Annotated in this window: 16 protein-coding genes; 6 read left to right on the top strand and 10 right to left on the bottom strand. The window is 47.3% G+C overall.

Annotation, left to right across the window (positions count from 1 at the left end; translation table 11 throughout):
- The first annotated feature begins 13 nt into the window (after positions 1–13).
- From ASG16_RS26870 to ASG16_RS26860, 3 genes are all read left to right on the top strand, one after another.
- Positions 14–1,210 carry an MFS transporter gene (locus ASG16_RS26870; protein WP_056494326.1) on the top strand — a complete coding sequence of 399 codons (1,197 nt, stop codon included), beginning with the start codon at positions 14–16 and terminating at the stop codon, positions 1,208–1,210.
- Positions 1,203–2,594 carry a M14 family zinc carboxypeptidase gene (locus ASG16_RS26865; RefSeq protein ID WP_056494329.1) on the top strand — a complete coding sequence of 464 codons (1,392 nt, stop codon included), beginning with the start codon at positions 1,203–1,205 and terminating at the stop codon, positions 2,592–2,594. Before ASG16_RS26870 ends, ASG16_RS26865 begins: the two co-directional genes overlap by 8 nt.
- A 134-nt stretch (positions 2,595–2,728) precedes the next feature.
- Positions 2,729–3,193: a GbsR/MarR family transcriptional regulator gene (locus ASG16_RS26860; protein ID WP_241970841.1), complete on the top strand. Its 465-nt coding sequence runs from the start codon at positions 2,729–2,731 to the stop codon at positions 3,191–3,193.
- Positions 3,194–3,284: 91 nt separating this feature from the next.
- Here ASG16_RS26860 and ASG16_RS26855 read toward each other — a convergent pair whose 3' ends face one another.
- Complete coding sequence (locus ASG16_RS26855) at positions 3,285–3,779, bottom strand: YdhK family protein (protein ID WP_048035814.1); 495 nt, start codon at positions 3,777–3,779, stop codon at positions 3,285–3,287.
- Between the two features lie 80 nt (positions 3,780–3,859).
- Positions 3,860–4,339, bottom strand: coding sequence for a MarR family winged helix-turn-helix transcriptional regulator (locus ASG16_RS26850; protein ID WP_048032890.1), 480 nt, complete (start codon positions 4,337–4,339; stop codon positions 3,860–3,862).
- Between the two features lie 210 nt (positions 4,340–4,549).
- Here ASG16_RS26850 and ASG16_RS26845 point away from each other — a divergent pair, with 210 nt between their 5' ends.
- Positions 4,550–5,938: an MFS transporter gene (locus tag ASG16_RS26845; protein ID WP_056494332.1), complete on the top strand. Its 1,389-nt coding sequence runs from the start codon at positions 4,550–4,552 to the stop codon at positions 5,936–5,938.
- Between the two features lie 64 nt (positions 5,939–6,002).
- Here the strand turns inward: ASG16_RS26845 and ASG16_RS26840 are convergent, their stop codons facing one another.
- Both ASG16_RS26840 and ASG16_RS26835 read right to left on the bottom strand, forming a co-directional pair.
- Positions 6,003–6,986: a serine hydrolase domain-containing protein gene (locus ASG16_RS26840; protein ID WP_241970840.1), complete on the bottom strand. Its 984-nt coding sequence runs from the start codon at positions 6,984–6,986 to the stop codon at positions 6,003–6,005.
- Positions 6,987–7,016: 30 nt separating this feature from the next.
- A complete protein-coding gene (locus ASG16_RS26835; RefSeq protein ID WP_007721669.1) occupies positions 7,017–7,361 on the bottom strand; it encodes a winged helix-turn-helix transcriptional regulator in 345 nt (114 codons plus the stop codon).
- A 220-nt stretch (positions 7,362–7,581) separates the two neighbouring features.
- Here ASG16_RS26835 and ASG16_RS26830 point away from each other — a divergent pair, with 220 nt between their 5' ends.
- Complete coding sequence (locus tag ASG16_RS26830) at positions 7,582–8,175, top strand: NAD(P)H oxidoreductase (RefSeq protein ID WP_056494335.1); 594 nt, start codon at positions 7,582–7,584, stop codon at positions 8,173–8,175.
- A gap of 33 nt (positions 8,176–8,208) precedes the next feature.
- Here ASG16_RS26830 and ASG16_RS26825 read toward each other — a convergent pair whose 3' ends face one another.
- From ASG16_RS26825 to pdhA, 5 genes are all read right to left on the bottom strand, one after another.
- Positions 8,209–8,559 (bottom strand): VOC family protein, encoded by a 351-nt coding sequence (locus ASG16_RS26825; protein WP_056494338.1) that lies wholly within the window; start codon positions 8,557–8,559, stop codon positions 8,209–8,211.
- 131 nt (positions 8,560–8,690) lie between these two features.
- The gene (gene lpdA / locus ASG16_RS26820) at positions 8,691–10,136 is read right to left on the bottom strand and encodes a dihydrolipoyl dehydrogenase (protein ID WP_056494341.1); all 1,446 of its coding nucleotides are present in this window, start codon (positions 10,134–10,136) and stop codon (positions 8,691–8,693) included.
- On the bottom strand, positions 10,137–11,438 hold the full coding sequence (locus ASG16_RS26815; RefSeq protein ID WP_056494344.1) for a dihydrolipoamide acetyltransferase family protein: 1,302 nt from the start codon (positions 11,436–11,438) through the stop codon (positions 10,137–10,139).
- Between the two features lie 17 nt (positions 11,439–11,455).
- Positions 11,456–12,439 (bottom strand): alpha-ketoacid dehydrogenase subunit beta, encoded by a 984-nt coding sequence (locus ASG16_RS26810; protein WP_056494347.1) that lies wholly within the window; start codon positions 12,437–12,439, stop codon positions 11,456–11,458.
- A complete protein-coding gene (gene pdhA / locus ASG16_RS26805; RefSeq protein ID WP_056494494.1) occupies positions 12,436–13,503 on the bottom strand; it encodes a pyruvate dehydrogenase (acetyl-transferring) E1 component subunit alpha in 1,068 nt (355 codons plus the stop codon). Before pdhA ends, ASG16_RS26810 begins: the two co-directional genes overlap by 4 nt.
- A gap of 206 nt (positions 13,504–13,709) precedes the next feature.
- Between pdhA and ASG16_RS26800 the strand changes: the two genes are divergently transcribed.
- On the top strand, positions 13,710–15,119 hold the full coding sequence (locus ASG16_RS26800; RefSeq protein ID WP_056494350.1) for a sigma-54 interaction domain-containing protein: 1,410 nt from the start codon (positions 13,710–13,712) through the stop codon (positions 15,117–15,119).
- A 79-nt stretch (positions 15,120–15,198) separates the two neighbouring features.
- Here ASG16_RS26800 and ASG16_RS26795 read toward each other — a convergent pair whose 3' ends face one another.
- Positions 15,199–15,690, bottom strand: a complete 492-nt coding sequence (locus ASG16_RS26795) for an SRPBCC family protein (RefSeq protein ID WP_056494353.1) — start codon at positions 15,688–15,690, stop codon at positions 15,199–15,201.

Raw genomic sequence — 15,690 nt, 5'->3', positions numbered from 1 at the left:
GGAAGTGATGCACATGAAAAAGGCAACTTCGATCAGTGCTGTGCTCTTGTTTGTCACTATACTCATAGGGGTACTCGGCTCGTACAGCATCATTATTGCACTACCTCTAATTGGAGAGGAATTTCAGCTAAATCCAGTGGAGCAAGGTGCAATCGTCAGTGTTTATTTTTTAGGCTTCGCGATTTTTACCATTCCAGGAGGGATCATTGCTGATAAACGAGGATCGAAGCAGATTATTGTAATCAACTTGGTACTGTGGGCAATATTGACTGCGCTTACAGGGGCGGTCACAAGTTTTGCAGCCTTACTCGTTATCCGTTTTTTGTTGGGGTTTATCGATGCCCCCCTAATGCCTGCTATGTTAAAAGCGATTGCCGAACGAACACCTGCAAACATCCGTACGACCACAGTATCCATCGTTTCATCAGCCGAACCAATTGGGACTGGACTTGCCCCTTTTCTAGTAGCACCATTGATTGCGATACTGGGATGGCAGGAAGCTACTTTTGTTACAGCATTAATCGGCCTGCTCTTGGCCCCCATTCTCTGGATATTCCTTCCCCGTCCTTTCGTGAATGAATCACCATCATGCTCAGTATCATCAGAGTCGAACCCCATCCCTTTTCTATCTCTTTTCCGTAACGGGCATTTGTGGAAACTAACAAGTATGCTCTGCGGAATTCAAATCGTGATGGTTGGATGCTTAACATGGGTACCTACCTACTTAACAACGGAAAAACATCTCGCTATTACCCAATCAGGCTTATACGCATCGCTTCCTCTTCTCATTTCCATGCTTGGCTATTTGGCAGGAGGTTGGTTGTTTGACCGTTATTTTCATCAAAAGTTTCGATCGATGGTCATTCCGTCCCTTCTGTTCTCAACGATTCTCTTTACGCTTATGATCCTATCTGACAATGTCAACCAGTTTCTGTTGTTTGAGTCGATCTCTTTGTTTTTTCTCTCCCTTACCACTCAACCCATTATTGGACTTACCATGCGTATTATTCCCTCGGATGCTTTGGGCACTGCTAGTGGCATTCTGTTAACCGGAGGAAAACTGGCAAGTATTTTTACCCCAATCGCGATGGGCGCATTTATTCAGGCGTTCTCCTTTCAAGCCGGTTTTTCCTTGTTGCTAGTAGGTGCAGGAATTGCACTTGTTTCATCCTTTCTTATCCATATCAAAAGGAGTGAGGAGCTTGACTGATTTCATTCAAAAACTGCTGCAAGAAATGCCTGACTTTTCACATTTTCTAACCATTGAGGATTTGGACACCTCTTCCCGTGAATTAGCAGCCGCCTATCCAGATCTTGTTACCCTCAGTACCATCGGTCACTCAACAGAAGGTCACCCAATCCTCATGCTGCGAATTGGAAATGGCCAGCATCGCGCGCTGTTTGTCGGTTGTCCACATCCAAATGAGCCGATTGGAGCTCTATCGCTAGAGTATCTCAGCAAAAAGCTATGTGAGGATACTGCCCTATTAGAGCAAATGGATTACACCTTTTATATCATCAAAGAAATCGATGTAGATGGCTGCCGACTGAATGAAGGTTGGTACGGCGGCCCATTTTCTCCAGATCGTTACATCCGCAGCTACTATCGTCCCAGTATGCTCGAACAAGTAGAATGGACATTCCCGTATGCGTATAAAACGTTCAGCTTCAGCGAACCCATTCCTGAAACCGTAGCATTTATGCGGGCGATTGATGAAGCCAAGCCCCATTTCCTCAACAGCTTGCACAGCTCCGATCAAACTGGAACGTTTTATTATGTATCGACTCCTCTTCCCGACGCATTGTGCCAACAGATCATAAAACTAACCCAGGATCATCAATTACCGCTGATGATCGGCGAACCGGAGGCACCATTCATGCCCCCTATCCAAGCCGGTTTTTATCAACTGCCTGAGCTGTCTGCTATGTACGATTACTACCAAAGTATCCTGCCTACTGGAGAAGATCCTGCGAAAGCAATCCTCATGGGTGGCTCATCCCGCGATTATGCTGGGGCACGTTACCGTACTTTTTGCCTTGTTTCGGAAATATCGTTGTTTACGGACCCACGGATGGGAGATAAATCTGAAACCACTCATAGCTACAAGGATGCTACGCTAGAAATAGCCAAACTGGAAGGTGAACAGATTGCTTTTTTATCCAAACAGTACCAAAGCGCACAGGCATTCATAACGGTACCAACCAGATTTCAGCGATCTGTAGAGGATTTTCTGATCGGTATGGAGGAATTTCGATCCCATCATTTACAATCAGCTGAAAGTGAGGCATCTTCAGCACGCTTCGCAACAGTAGCGGAAATGTTTGACCTGAAATTACGTACTTTATGGAGCTCTCTATGCTGCTGCAGCATGCTGATCCGCATGCTGGACGCCCAGCCCGACAACATCATCCTTTCAGAGATTCGAGCAGATTCAGAAAAATGGCTGGATCAAGGCTTACAGGAGCTCCTCTCCTTTTTTAACTGGTCGATGCGTCCGCTGCGCGAATTGTGCGGTGTCCAGCTAGGTTCTGCCTTGATGATAATGGAATATCTTCGTCAAACCCATGAAAGTACTGCCACGCCACTAAAATAAAGAATGACGTGAGCGCCTGTCAGCAGAGCAGGCGCATTTTCTTTTGGTATTTTCTGAAGAAAGCGATGACTATTGGTAGTATAATAGACTAAAGCATGGAAATCGGGCAAAACGAGGAAAAAGGAGTCATAAAGTTGGATAAATTAACGGCAGAAACGATGCAATTGATTGAAGAAATGGCTCTCCATCACGAAAATCAGGGATTATCCAGAATTGCTGGGCGAATTATTGGACTGTTGATGGTCTCTCAGCAACCCCTTTCATCTGAGCAGATTGCCACTACATTACAAGTCAGTCTAGGAAGCGTGTCTACCAATATGCGCATGCTTTTGAAAATTGGATTCGCGGAAAAAAAGAGTGTGACAGGCGACCGTGTGAGCTATTACATCATGGCACCGGACGCAATTGAGGAAGAGCTAATACAGGGTTTAGAACGAGTCCTATCATTAAAGAATGTCATAGAAAAAGGAATGCAAATGGAAAGTTTGAAGCAAAGTGAGCTAGTTATACAGCGATTCCATGAGACGCTGGAAGCAATTGACCTATACAGTGAATCCCTCAACCAAATGCTCGCTGAGTGGAAGTCTCGTCGCATGTAACCTCTCACAGCTCGATCAATGGAAAAGCAGAAAGGCAGCTTTGGCACTAAAAAAGCCACGGCTGCCTTTTTTCATATAAGGATGGCATCGATCATTTGACTGGTGATAGCTCATCTTCCGTTACCCATTTGTAGTTCTTAACTTCTCCTCCCCCTGTCGTGGGAGTGTAATCGATCATATAGACCGTGGTTGTATTTGCTGTATCAAGCTTGGCTGATGCATCGAGCATCCCTTTCACATGATCCGCCTTCAAGACGACTTCCGTTCCCGGATCATACGGTTGCTTGATATGGTTCTTGATTTCTTCTTGAATGATCCATTTATAACCCTTCACAGGGGGCTCACCCGTTGTAGGCGTATAGGTCACTGAATAGGCCGTTGTGTCGTAAGCCCCCACAATTTTTGCTTTCGCCCCTTGCATCCCCGGTTGGTGACTTGCTTTCAAGATGACTTCACTCCCTACTGTATACGTAGGTTTCGGTACAACCTCTACTTGCTCCAGCACATCCGGTGCAGCAGGACCGCCACATGCACTTAACCCCATCGCGGTAATCAGCATGAGCGATAACAGTTTCCATTTTTTCATTCTAAACACCCCGAATTCTTTGTTGTCTGTCAAACGTATTATGGGTACACAAGACCTTCCTTATCCACTAACATCCTGCTTTACTTGAATGCATCCTTGGACGGAATTGACAAATCCTTGTTTTCAATCAACTGTAAAAGCAGAGCGTAGAATTGCTTCCGCTGCTCACTTGGCAAATCCTCGAGTATACTTTCGGCAATATCCGCTTGCAGGGCCAAAACTTGATCAATGCTGGATTGGGCTAATTCCGTGAGCTGGATCAAGGTAGCACGGCGATCAGTCGGATCAGGGCTCCGCACCAACAGCTTGTCACGCTCCAAGGCATCAATAAAATCCGTGACCGTGCGCGGCTTTACACCTAATTTTGCGGCGAGCTCGTTCATGCGAATTTTTCCGGCTTCTGAAACGATAGAAAGCAAACGTAGCCTTGGCCCAGAGATATGGTATGGAATATCAAGAGCAGCCAATTTGGTCTCGAATTCTCGCTGAATAGAATAGGTGGCTCGAATCAGAATGTGAATAATATCAATCGCTGGTGGACTGATTTGATTGGTAAGCATGGTAGACCTCCTTGACAATTGTGCGAAAAACGAATACCCTCATTTACAGAGGTTACTCACTATTTTATAGTTATTTAGTGAGGTAGCTCACTATGAGGTTCACACACTAATTTCGTCGGTATTCTCATTATTGTAGCGAATCTTACGCTATATGCAACATCGTGCGATCTGAATGCCTTTGAGAACTACCCTGGAAATGGAGGAATACACATGAACCACTCCGATTTTGCCATGGAGAATAGCAACAAGCTCCTTCGAGTCCTTGTCGTCACCTTGATTTTTTCGGTCATGAATGGAACGATGTTTAATGTTGCTTTACCGGAAATTGCACAGGAATTCCATCTGATGCCATCGCAGGTCAGTTGGATTATGACAGGGTACATGGTCATCTATGCCATCGGCTCGGTTGTTTTTGGCAAGCTCGCTGACCAATATAGGCTCAAGGACCTTCTGACATACGGTCTCCTCATTTTCGCTGTCGGCTCTATTGCAGGGATGCTCGCCACGGAATATTGGATGATCATTCTAGGACGCATCCTGCAAGCCTCTGGTGCATCGGTTCTGCCAGCGACCGCCATGATTATTCCGATTCGCTATTTCGCCCCTGAACAACGAGGACGAGCTCTCGGTACTTCTGCTGTCGGACTCGCCTTGGGAAATGCGTTTGGTCCGGTGGTGGCGGGACTAATGGCTAGCTTTGGAAGCTGGCGCATGCTGTTTCTTATTTCTTTGCTGCCGCTCCTTACTCTCCCGTTCTTCCGCAAATATTTGGACGATGAAAAGGGAGCTCCTGGGTCGATTGACTTTCTCGGAGGAGGACTATTGGCTTCAACGGTTGCCTTGTTTCTCCTGTCGATTACCGAGAGCAGCGGACTGCTATTCGCAGGAGGTATTGTGCTGCTGGCCATGTTCATCGTGCGGATTCGGACTGCCGAACATCCCTTTCTTCAACCCGCATTATTCCGCAATCGAAACTTTTCAGTAGGCTTGTTCATCGCTTTTATTTCGACAGCCTTGAGCTTTAGTGTCATGTTCATGACCCCGCAATTTTTGAGCGCACTCAATCAGTTGTCTGCCGGGAGCATTGGATTTGTACTTTTCCCTGCCGCAATTGCCTCTGCACTCATGGGACGCAAAGGCGGTCTGCTCGCAGATGAACGCGGGAACTTCTTTGTTGTCTCGCTTGCTGCTTTCTTTATGCTCATATGCTTCAGCCTGCTCTCGACCTTCGTCGGCATCTCGCCAATCGCCATTGCTGTCATTCTTATTTTGGGCAATGTAGGTCAAACCTTCATGCAAATTGCCTTGTCCAATACACTTTCGAGAACGCTCGTGAAGGAACAGACAGGCGTCGGCATGGGACTATTCTCGATGCTCAATTTCATCTCAGGTGCCGTTGCTATGAGCCTGATTGGAAAAGCACTGGACAACCAAACGGCAACGATGAAGATCAATCCGCTGGTAACAAACCCGGCAGCATCTGTGTACAGCAACATCTTCCTCCTGCTAGCCATTCTCATCGTGGGAGTCTGGATGCTGTATCGCCTTCAATTCCATGCCAGTAAAACTCTTGTCCATACAGACGAAACGTCCATGTAAAATGTTTCTGTAAATAGGAAAACCAGTTCGAAGGACCTGCTCGTGTCCTGAACTGGTTTTCGTTCTATTTCGCTGCAAGTATGTGCTGTCTGAATAAAGCAAGCGGCCGCAAAGAATGGTCGTACAGCTCACTACTGAATACAACAACCATCTTTCTTGAAGGAACAATCAGTATGTACTGCCCCCCAAAGCCAAGGGCAAAATAATAGTAGTTGTCCTCTGTCCAATCCTTGCTTGGATCGATTCTGTCACTCCACCAATGCAAGCCGTAAGACCCAATCCCCTCATATGTCCGAAATTTTGGCTGAATTGATTCTTGAACCCACGTTGCTGATACGATTTGCTTTTCTTGCCATTGACCGCCTTGCAGATAGAGTAACCCCAGCTTTGCCATATCACGCGAAGTAAGTCGTAATCCGTCAGCACCATTATGAATCCCCTGTCTGTCAGAATACCAATACGAATCTTCGATGTTCAGAGGTTGAAAGAGATGCTTTTTAGCAAACTCATATGTGCTCCTTCCTGTTGCCTTTTGCAGGATGGCAGACAATAAATGTGAACAACCAGAATTGTAATTCATCTTCTCTCCCGGTTGGTCCAGCAGTGGCCGATCCAGCACAAATCGCACCCAATCGGGGCTGTAGAGCATCATGGGAAATGATTGCCACTCACCGAACTCTGGCCAATCTAAGCCGGGTGTCATCGTGAGCAAATGAAACAAGGTAATGGAACGTTTAACGGGATCGACAGACTTTTGCTCTAAATAGGGAAAGTAGGAAGTGATAGGTATATCTAAACCAGCGATCAGTCCTTGCTCCAATGCAATGCCGATAAGCGCCGAGATAAAGCTTTTGGTGCAAGAATTGATCTTTTGAAGTTTTTGCGCTTGCTTCTTGTTTTTATGATATTCGTAAGCCAGATACCCCTCTTGAATGATGAGGCAACTGACGACTTTTTCTTTTCTGATCTTTCTGTCAAATTCCATGAAAAGCTCTGTATCTAAACGCATTTTTGCAGGGTCTACAAGTGCAAACAAAGGTGAATGCACGTGATTGTTCCTCCTTCGACCGATCAGTATTTAAGACTCTTTTCCCGGTATTTCCCCCCGTAGGTAACGCTCGCCCCATTCACACATGAGATCCATGATTGGTTTGAGCGTTTCACCCAATTCACTCAATTCATACTCGACCTTTGGCGGTACTTGGCTGTACACAGTCCTGATGACAATTCCGTCCTCTTCTAGCTCGCGAAGCTGCTGTGTCAGGATTTTTTGACTAATATCCGGCATTTGTTTTTTCAATTCACTCGTTCTTTTTGGGCCGTAGTATAACTGACATAAAATCAAGGTTTTCCATTTACCGCCTAAAACATCTAGCGTTGCTTCAGAAGGAATCTGGTATGTATGTTTGAGCTTTGGTCTCATCGATTGGCTGGCCTCCCTCATTGCTTATGATTTTTTCAGGAACCTTTTTGTTCCTATGTTACTTTTTGGTATCAAAAGCACAAAAAAGTGCGTACTTTTCACATTCCATTATATGGTGCATGATTCGGATATACCAGCTTGCGGTAGCCTACGTGCGAGGTGAAAACGCATCAAAAGATTTTGGCGTACAAATTCCTACAGAAATAGAGGGTGTATAAAAATGAAAGTACTAACAGTTGTTACCCATCCACGAACCAATTCCTTGACCTTTGCCGTTGCAGAACGTTTTGTTCAGGGCCTAAAAGATGCAGGACATGAGGTGGAAGTTTTAGATTTACATCGCAGTGGTTTTCACCCTGTTTTATGGGAGGAAGATGAGCCAGATTGGAACAATGGCGATAAGAAATATTCCGAAGAGGTCGAGATTGAAATGGAGCGCATGAAAAAGCACGACGCGCTAGCCTTTATTTTTCCGATCTGGTGGTTCAGCATGCCCGCCATGCTAAAAGGATATATCGATCGCGTCTGGAACAATGGGTTTGCTTATGGTTCACGTAAACTACATCATAAGCATGCATTGTGGATCGGTCTCGCAGCAGCTCCTGAGGATCATTTTCAAAAAAGAAGTTATGACCAAATGATGGCGCATCACCTCAATGTCGGAATCTCCAGTTACGTCGGAATCGACGATTCGAGGGTTGCGTTCCTTTATGACACCTTGGCGCAAAATCCTGCGCATATCGAGCAACTGTTGGATCGTGCTTATCAATTGGGATTCCATTATGGAAAAAAAGAGAGCCCCCTTTTCTTGTGAGAAAAAGAAGGCTGTCGTCTATGTGTATACGCGTTACGCAAGTACCTCAACTGTAAATCCACCAGGAGCTTTCACATAAAAGGTCCAACCATGCGATCTTACTGGCGCTGCTACTTTGTAACCATCTTCTTTTAAGCGTTGATTGATTTCATTTACTTTCTCTTCGCTCTCCTGGATGAAGCCGATATGAAATGTCTTGGGATATTGGACTTCGGCCCCCTTCATCAAGGTAAACACCAGGCCATTATCGTCAAATAGGACGCCAAAATTATCGCCACGGGCATCATTCGACGTATCTAACTTTTTCAGGCCAAAATATTTCTCCAAGAAATCCGAAGCAGCGGGAACATCCGTAACGGTAAGATTGACGTGATTCAATTTCATAATGACCACACATCCTTTGCACGAGATTAATTCAAGCGTAGCACATTCATGCAAGTGCTAATCTTGACAGGCTCCGAGGCTGATCATTGTCAAGAATATCCGTCACTTACCTTTAAGGTTTCACGATAAACCTATTTGCTCACAGCTACTTTTGATTTGTTTACGATATGAATGGCATGGCCTAATACCGCTTCGGCAGCTTCCAGCCATACCTCGCTTAATGTGGGATGGGGATGCATGGTTAACGCCACATCTTCTACACGTGCAGCAAGCTCAAGTGCCAGTACACCTTCCCCGATCAGGTTTGATGCATCAGTACCTACAACGTGCATTCCCAACAATAAATGGCTTTCTTGATCTACAATCACTTCTGCAAAGCCTTCTCCTTCATCCATGGCGAGTGCTCTGCCATTCGCCCGATAAGGGAACACCGCTGCCTTGACTTTGTGCCCTTGAAGCTCTGCCTCTTCGCGTGTCATCCCCACGCCAGCTATTTGCGGCTCAGTAAAAATCACATAAGGTACATACGGGGAATCTACGCAGCTAGGTAGCCCTGCGATCACCTCGGCTGCCACAATCCCTTGCTTCGTTGCACGATGGGCTAACGCAGGGCCAGGTGTGACATCGCCGATGGCATAAATATGCGACTTGTTTGTACTGCCAGTCGATGTCACGGGAATATAGCCGCGCTCGTCCATTTCTACTCCCGCCTGCGCAAGTCCGAGTTCACCTGTGTTAGGCACTCGCCCTATAGTGACGAGCGTTTTATGTGCGGTGATACTTTCGGAACCGTTCTTTTCCGAAGTGCATACGAGTGTAACTCTTCCGTTTGCTACCTCAGCCTGCTCTACTTTTGTCGCGATCTTTACCGTCATCCCGAGCTGTTTCGCCTGCTTAAGCACTTCCTGAGAAAGATGGGCGGCTGTTTGCGGCAAAATGCGCTCGGTTGCCTCAATGATAGTCACCTGCGATCCAAGCTTGGCGAACGCCATCCCGAGCTCCATACCAATATAGCCACCGCCGATTATGGCCAGTGTTTCCGGTACTTCATCCAGTGCCAGCATATCGGTAGAATCCAGAACATATTCTCCATCTGTTTTCAAAAACGAGGGAATGAATGGACGTGATCCTGTCGCGATAATCGCTTGTTTGAATTTGTACGTTTCAAAATCACCACCCGTCTCTACACCAATCCGATCACTCGAGAGAAATGTCGCTGTCCCCTTCACGACTGTAACATGATTGGCCTGACAGAGATAATCGACTCCTTTGTTCAGTTGAGCAACGACAGAAGACTTCCACGTTTGCCAGCTCGGCATATGGAAGGTCGCTTTCCCCGTCGGCAGTTGGATTCCCAGCTTATTCAGACTATTTAGCTTGTGGTATTCGCCTGCTGTATGAATCAATGCTTTCGACGGGATGCATCCGCGATTCAAGCAGACCCCACCCAGCACCTCCTTTTCAATCAGAACGACCGATTTCCCCAGTTGTCCGAGACGAATAGCGGCTGCATAACCTCCTGGCCCACCACCGATGACAACCACATCTGTTTCGACTGCTACTTCGCCGACTACCATCTATACCATCTCCGCAAACAATAGATTCGGATCTTCCAGCAGCTCTTTGATCCGGTTGGTAAAACGTACCGCCGTCACGCCATCGATCAGGCGATGATCAAACGAAAGTGACAGGTTCATCATCCAGCGAATGACCCCTTCATCCTCACGCACGACCCAGCGCTTCTCCATTTTGTGCAGACTGATAATCGCCACTTCGGGGTGATTAATGATTGGCGTTGCTTGCAGTCCCCCGATTGGACCTACATTGCTGATCGTAAAGGTGCCACCTGTTATGTGCTCCATGGTCAGTTTGCCTTCGCGCGCCAAGCGTGCCAGTTGATCGATTTCTTCTGCGAGTTGAAAAATCGATTTGTGGTCTGCATCCTTGATGACTGGTACGATCAAGCCCTCAGGCGTATCGGTTGCAATGCCGATATGGTAAAAGCGCTTGAGCAGGATTTCATTCGTACGTTCGTCAATCGATGCGTTCAGTGTCGGGAATTCCTTCAGTGCTATGACCAGCGCTTTGATAAAGAACGGCAGGAAGGTCAGCTTGATATTCCGTTTATCCGCATGTGGCTTTATCTTTTCGCGCAAAGCACGCAACTGATCCATCTCGAGCTCATCGACAGAAGTAACATGCGGGATGATTGTGACTGATTTCACCATATGCTCGGCAATCTTTTTCCGGATGCCTTTTAGCGGTAGCCGTTCGATATCTCCCTGCGATGAGGTGGCTGAACGAGTAGCGGTTCCTGTTTTCGGCTGAACAACCGGTTCAGTCCCAATCGGCACTGTACTTGCCTCCACCTGACGCTCATTGCCAGTTGCGGACGTCGGAAACTTAGCTGGTGCTGATTTTTGCAGTCGATTGGCGAATTGGCGCAAATCTTCTTCCGTCACACGCCCTGCTGCTCCTGTACCCGTAACCAACTCGATATCCAGCTTCATCTCCCGTGCCAACTGCCGAACGTATGGCGTAGCCAATGAGCGGCGGTGATCAGCACGAATTGTTGCAAAATTGACTGTCTTATCCGGGTTTACGACCTTTTCTGGAAGCTTTGTCTCTTTCGGCTTTGCATTCGTACCTGCATCGATTACGAGAAGGGTAGTTCCGACCTCTACTGTTTCCCCTTCCGCTATGAAAATTTCACGAATGATGCCAGTCACTGGCGCGGACAACTCGGCATTCACCTTGTCTGTCTGCACCTCCAGCAGCGGCTGATCCTGTTGCACGGATTCACCCGTGCGAACCAGCACTTTTACGATTTCTCCTTCATGCATACCTTCTCCCACATCAGGAAGCTTGAACTCAACCATATGACTCGCTCCTTCTCTTAAAACGTAGCCGTTTCCATAATTCCGTCCTTCACGCGTTCAGCCGTTGGCAAATAGTCATCCTCGATGCTGAATTGCGGGACGGGCACGTCAAATCCGGTTATCCGTTTCACGGGAGCCTTCATGTAGATCAATGCTTCATCATTGATTATGGAGATGATCTCTGCACCCAACCCAGCAGTCTTATGCGCTTCATGTACGACAACTGCACGTCCAGTCTTTTTGACCGAGGCGATGATCGTATTCCGATCCAATGGATAGAGCGTGCGCAGATCAATGATTTCACAGCTCAAGCCGTTTTCGCGCTCGATCTGTTTCGCAGCATCCTCTGCGACTCGAAGCATCGCTCCCCAAGCAAAAATGGATACATCCGAGCCTTCCTGAACGACCTTCGCTTTTCCGATGGGCACACGATACATTTCTTCCGGTACTTCTTGTTTAAATGCGCGATAGAGCTTGGTCGGCTCCAAAAAAATAACCGGATCAGGATCTTCCATTGCTGCAATCAACAAGCCTTTTGCATCATACGGTGTGCTTGGTGCCACAACCTTTAAGCCCGGGACATGCGCAAAAAACGTTTCGACGCTCTCCGAATGCAGCTCAGGACCGCGAATCCCCGCCCCGTACGGCGTGCGTATGACCATCGGTACATGATACTGTCCGCGAGTCCGATAGCGCATGCGTGCGGCATGAGAAACAATTTGTTCAAAGCCCGGATAAATAAAGGCAAGGAATTGAATTTCGACCACAGGAATTTTCCCGTTCATGGCAAGGCCGATCGCCGCCCCGATGATTCCTGCTTCAGCAAGCGGCGTGTCCACTACACGGTCCGGACCGTACTTGTGAATCAAATCTTCAGTCGCCCGGAACACGCCACCATTCACGCCAATATCCTCGCCAAGCAGCATGATGCGTGAATCATCTGCCAATTTTTGATCCATGGCTTCCGTAATGGCTTGAATCATCGTCAGTTTGCGTTTCATGCTGGGATTCCCTCCTGCTTCGATGGCTTGACGAGCTCGCTCTCCTGTTCCGTTGCCATCCACGATGGTTCAGCGTAGACGTGCTTGAACATGTCTTCCGGTTTGGACTTCGGATAGCTCTCTGCTTCGACAAGAGCTGCGTCGATCTGTTCATTCACCCGTGCAATCAGCTCTGCTTCCTTCGTTTCGTTCCACAACCCTTGATTCTCCATATACACACGCACTCGTTGGAGTGGATCGCGTTCTTGACGCCATTCCTCGGACAAGCTCTCTTGATCCCGGTATTTCTTCGGATCATCTGCGGTTGTATGTGCACCATAGCGGAATGTCACAGCTTCAATCAATGTCGGTCCCTTGCCTTCTAACGCACGTTGCATGGCTTCTTTCATGGTCAGCCAAACAGCGAAGATATCATTGCCGTCTATCCGAATCCCAGGGATGTCATAAGCGGCCGAACGCTGTGCAATTGTTTTCGATGCTGACTGCTGGGAAAACGGAACACTGATCGCGAAGCCGTTGTTTTGACAGAAGAAGATAGTCGGTGTTTGAAACACGCCTGCAAAGTTCAATGCCTCATGAAAATCGCCTTCTGAGCTTGCCCCGTCACCAAAGTAGGCGATGCTGACATGCTTTTCGTTTTGCAGCTTGCTCGCCCAAGAAGTCCCTACCGCATGAACCATTTGAGTCGCGATCGGTACACATGGCGGCATGATGTGCAAATGTTTCGGGCTGATACTCCCTTCCATGTGACCCATCCAATAGAGGAACACTCGTGCCATGGCTTGACCATGGACGATCGCTGCCGCATGGTCTCGATAAGTTGGGAAAAGCCAATCTCCGGGTGTCAATGCCATCGCGCTGCCTACTTGCGAAGCTTCCTGCCCTTCAAAGGGAGCATACGTACCCATTCTTCCTTGTCGTTGCAGGTTAATCGATTTGCGGTCAAACTGGCGAACCAGCACCATATTTTCATACATCTTGATCATCGTCGCCACGTCTAATTGCCCCTTGAGATCGCCTACCAGCTCACCCGCTGGACTCAATACCTGATATAATGAAGACATGGAATCATCCCTCTCTTTTTCAATCATGTGATTCTGCTCGTCTTGCTTCTGCTTTCCTCCCTATAGAAGAGCAAGTAGCATGCCAAACAATTGAAAGCGATTTCACAACAAATCCCTTCGAAAATGATCATTTTTGCATATGCATTATTGCACACGGATGATTAATTCTGATTATTCCGTTTACAAGCCCACTTAGGAGGACTTCGATGTATCAAACCAAGTATTTCCAGGCCAGTGACAATCATGAGCTCGTAAAATTGCTGACGACCATCTTCAGTACGTCCCACGATGGATTGGCTATCTGTGACCGTAACGGCTACGTCCTGCTCTACAATGAGGCGTACTTGAACATCACGGGAGTTCCCGCCGACATCTTGAATAATTTTAGCTTTATGGAGCAAAAAGAAATGCATCTGGTTCCTGACTCTTCTGCTGTACGTACGATTTTGACAAAACAAACGCATAGTGTCGTAATCGATTATGCGAACGGAAGGCAAGCGATCAATACGGCTACCCCGCTGCTCGATCCAAACAAGGAATTATTGTTTGTGGTCGGAAATGTACGTGACGTAACAGAGTTGAATCAGCTTCAGAAGGAGCTGGAGGAAACACGTCAAATCAGTTCCGCGTATCAAAGGGCGTTACAGCATATCCAAACCGATGGTGACTTTGACGAGCAGATCATTTATCGCAGCGGGCTCATGCATCGAATCACTTCACTCGCCAAACGATTTGCGACCAACGACTCCCCCGTTCTCTTGCTAGGCGAGTCTGGTGTCGGTAAGGATGTCATGGCGAACTACATTCACGCCCAAAGTGGACGTACAGGGGAATTCATTAAGATAAATTGCGGGGCCATTCCCGAGCATTTGCTCGAGTCTGAATTGTTTGGCTATGAGAAAGGCGCCTTTACGGGGGCAAGTCAATCGAAGGAGGGACTGTTTGAGCTGGCGGATCGAGGAACCATTTTTCTCGATGAGATTGGAGACCTCCCTTTTCCTTTACAGGTGAAGCTCTTGAATGTCTTGCAGGATGGGCGGATTCGCAGACTCGGGGGAAAAACATCACGTCAGGTTAACATGCGCATCATCGCTGCCACCAATAGCGACTTGGAAGCGATGGTCGAACAAAAGCGTTTTCGGCAAGATTTGTTCTACCGGCTAAACGTACTAGCCCTCACCATTCCACCCTTACGTGAGCGCCGCGAGGATATTCCGGCTCTCATTTTCTACTATTTGAAAAAGCTCGAATGGAAGTACCAGCAAGAAATGCGCATCGAAACAGATGCGTTGGAGGCGCTGATGGATTATGATTGGCCAGGGAATACACGCGAGTTGAAAAATGTGGTGGAACGTTCTTTCCACATGTGTGAAAATGGGCGAATTACATCTGATCAGTTGCCAGCGTCCATTCGCAATACCCAACAGACAGCCCTGCCGCTCCATCTCGCCAAAATGGATGAGCTATTGCCGCTAAAAGAAGCGGTCGAACGGTTTGAACGTGCGTATATCCAACGCCTCTTGAAAGAGACAGACACCATGCAGCAGTGTGCAGATAAGCTGCAAGTGAACATATCCACGCTCGTGCGAAAAAAACGTAGCCTCGGCATTAAATAGTGTAAAAGGAAAAGCCCGATACACGTTGGTTCGGGCTTTCTCGTTATTTCAGACTATGGTCTCGCAAAACATCTGGGCACTATTTAACAAGCCCTTCTCTTAATGTGTTGATCCCATGCTCCAGGTACCCTTTCAAACAGCTTAATACGTACACCCAGCCTTCTTTATTGTCGATCATTTTTTGAAGGAGCCCAGGATCATCTTCTTGAAAGCCCTCTTCGTTCACTTCAATGATCGTCTTGGCTTCATCCAACGCGTTTAACGTAATCGTTACGGTATTTTCTTCTCCCGCCCACTGGAAAACGATTCGTTTATTCACTTGGATTTCGTGAACGGTAATCCCTACTTCTGCATTGTAAATATCGTAGAATAACGTAATGTTCTTTCCTACTTCCCACCTTGCCGAGCTGGAAGAGAACCAGAAGTTGCCGATTTTCGCCGGGTCCACGAAAGCTTCGAACACTTCATGGGCAGGCCTGTTAATCTGAAATTTTGTGAGATTATTCATGCGTCCGTCAACTCGCTTTCTGAGAGCTACTTCCACCGTATCACAATCATAGTTGCGGGACAA

Origin of the sequence: Brevibacillus sp. Leaf182, from assembly GCF_001423865.2 — a bacterium.
GTDB classification, from domain to species: Bacteria; Bacillota; Bacilli; order Brevibacillales; family Brevibacillaceae; genus Brevibacillus; species Brevibacillus brevis_C.
Note: the sequence above shows the minus strand (reverse complement) of the source record. Positions and strands in the feature narration are given on the sequence as shown.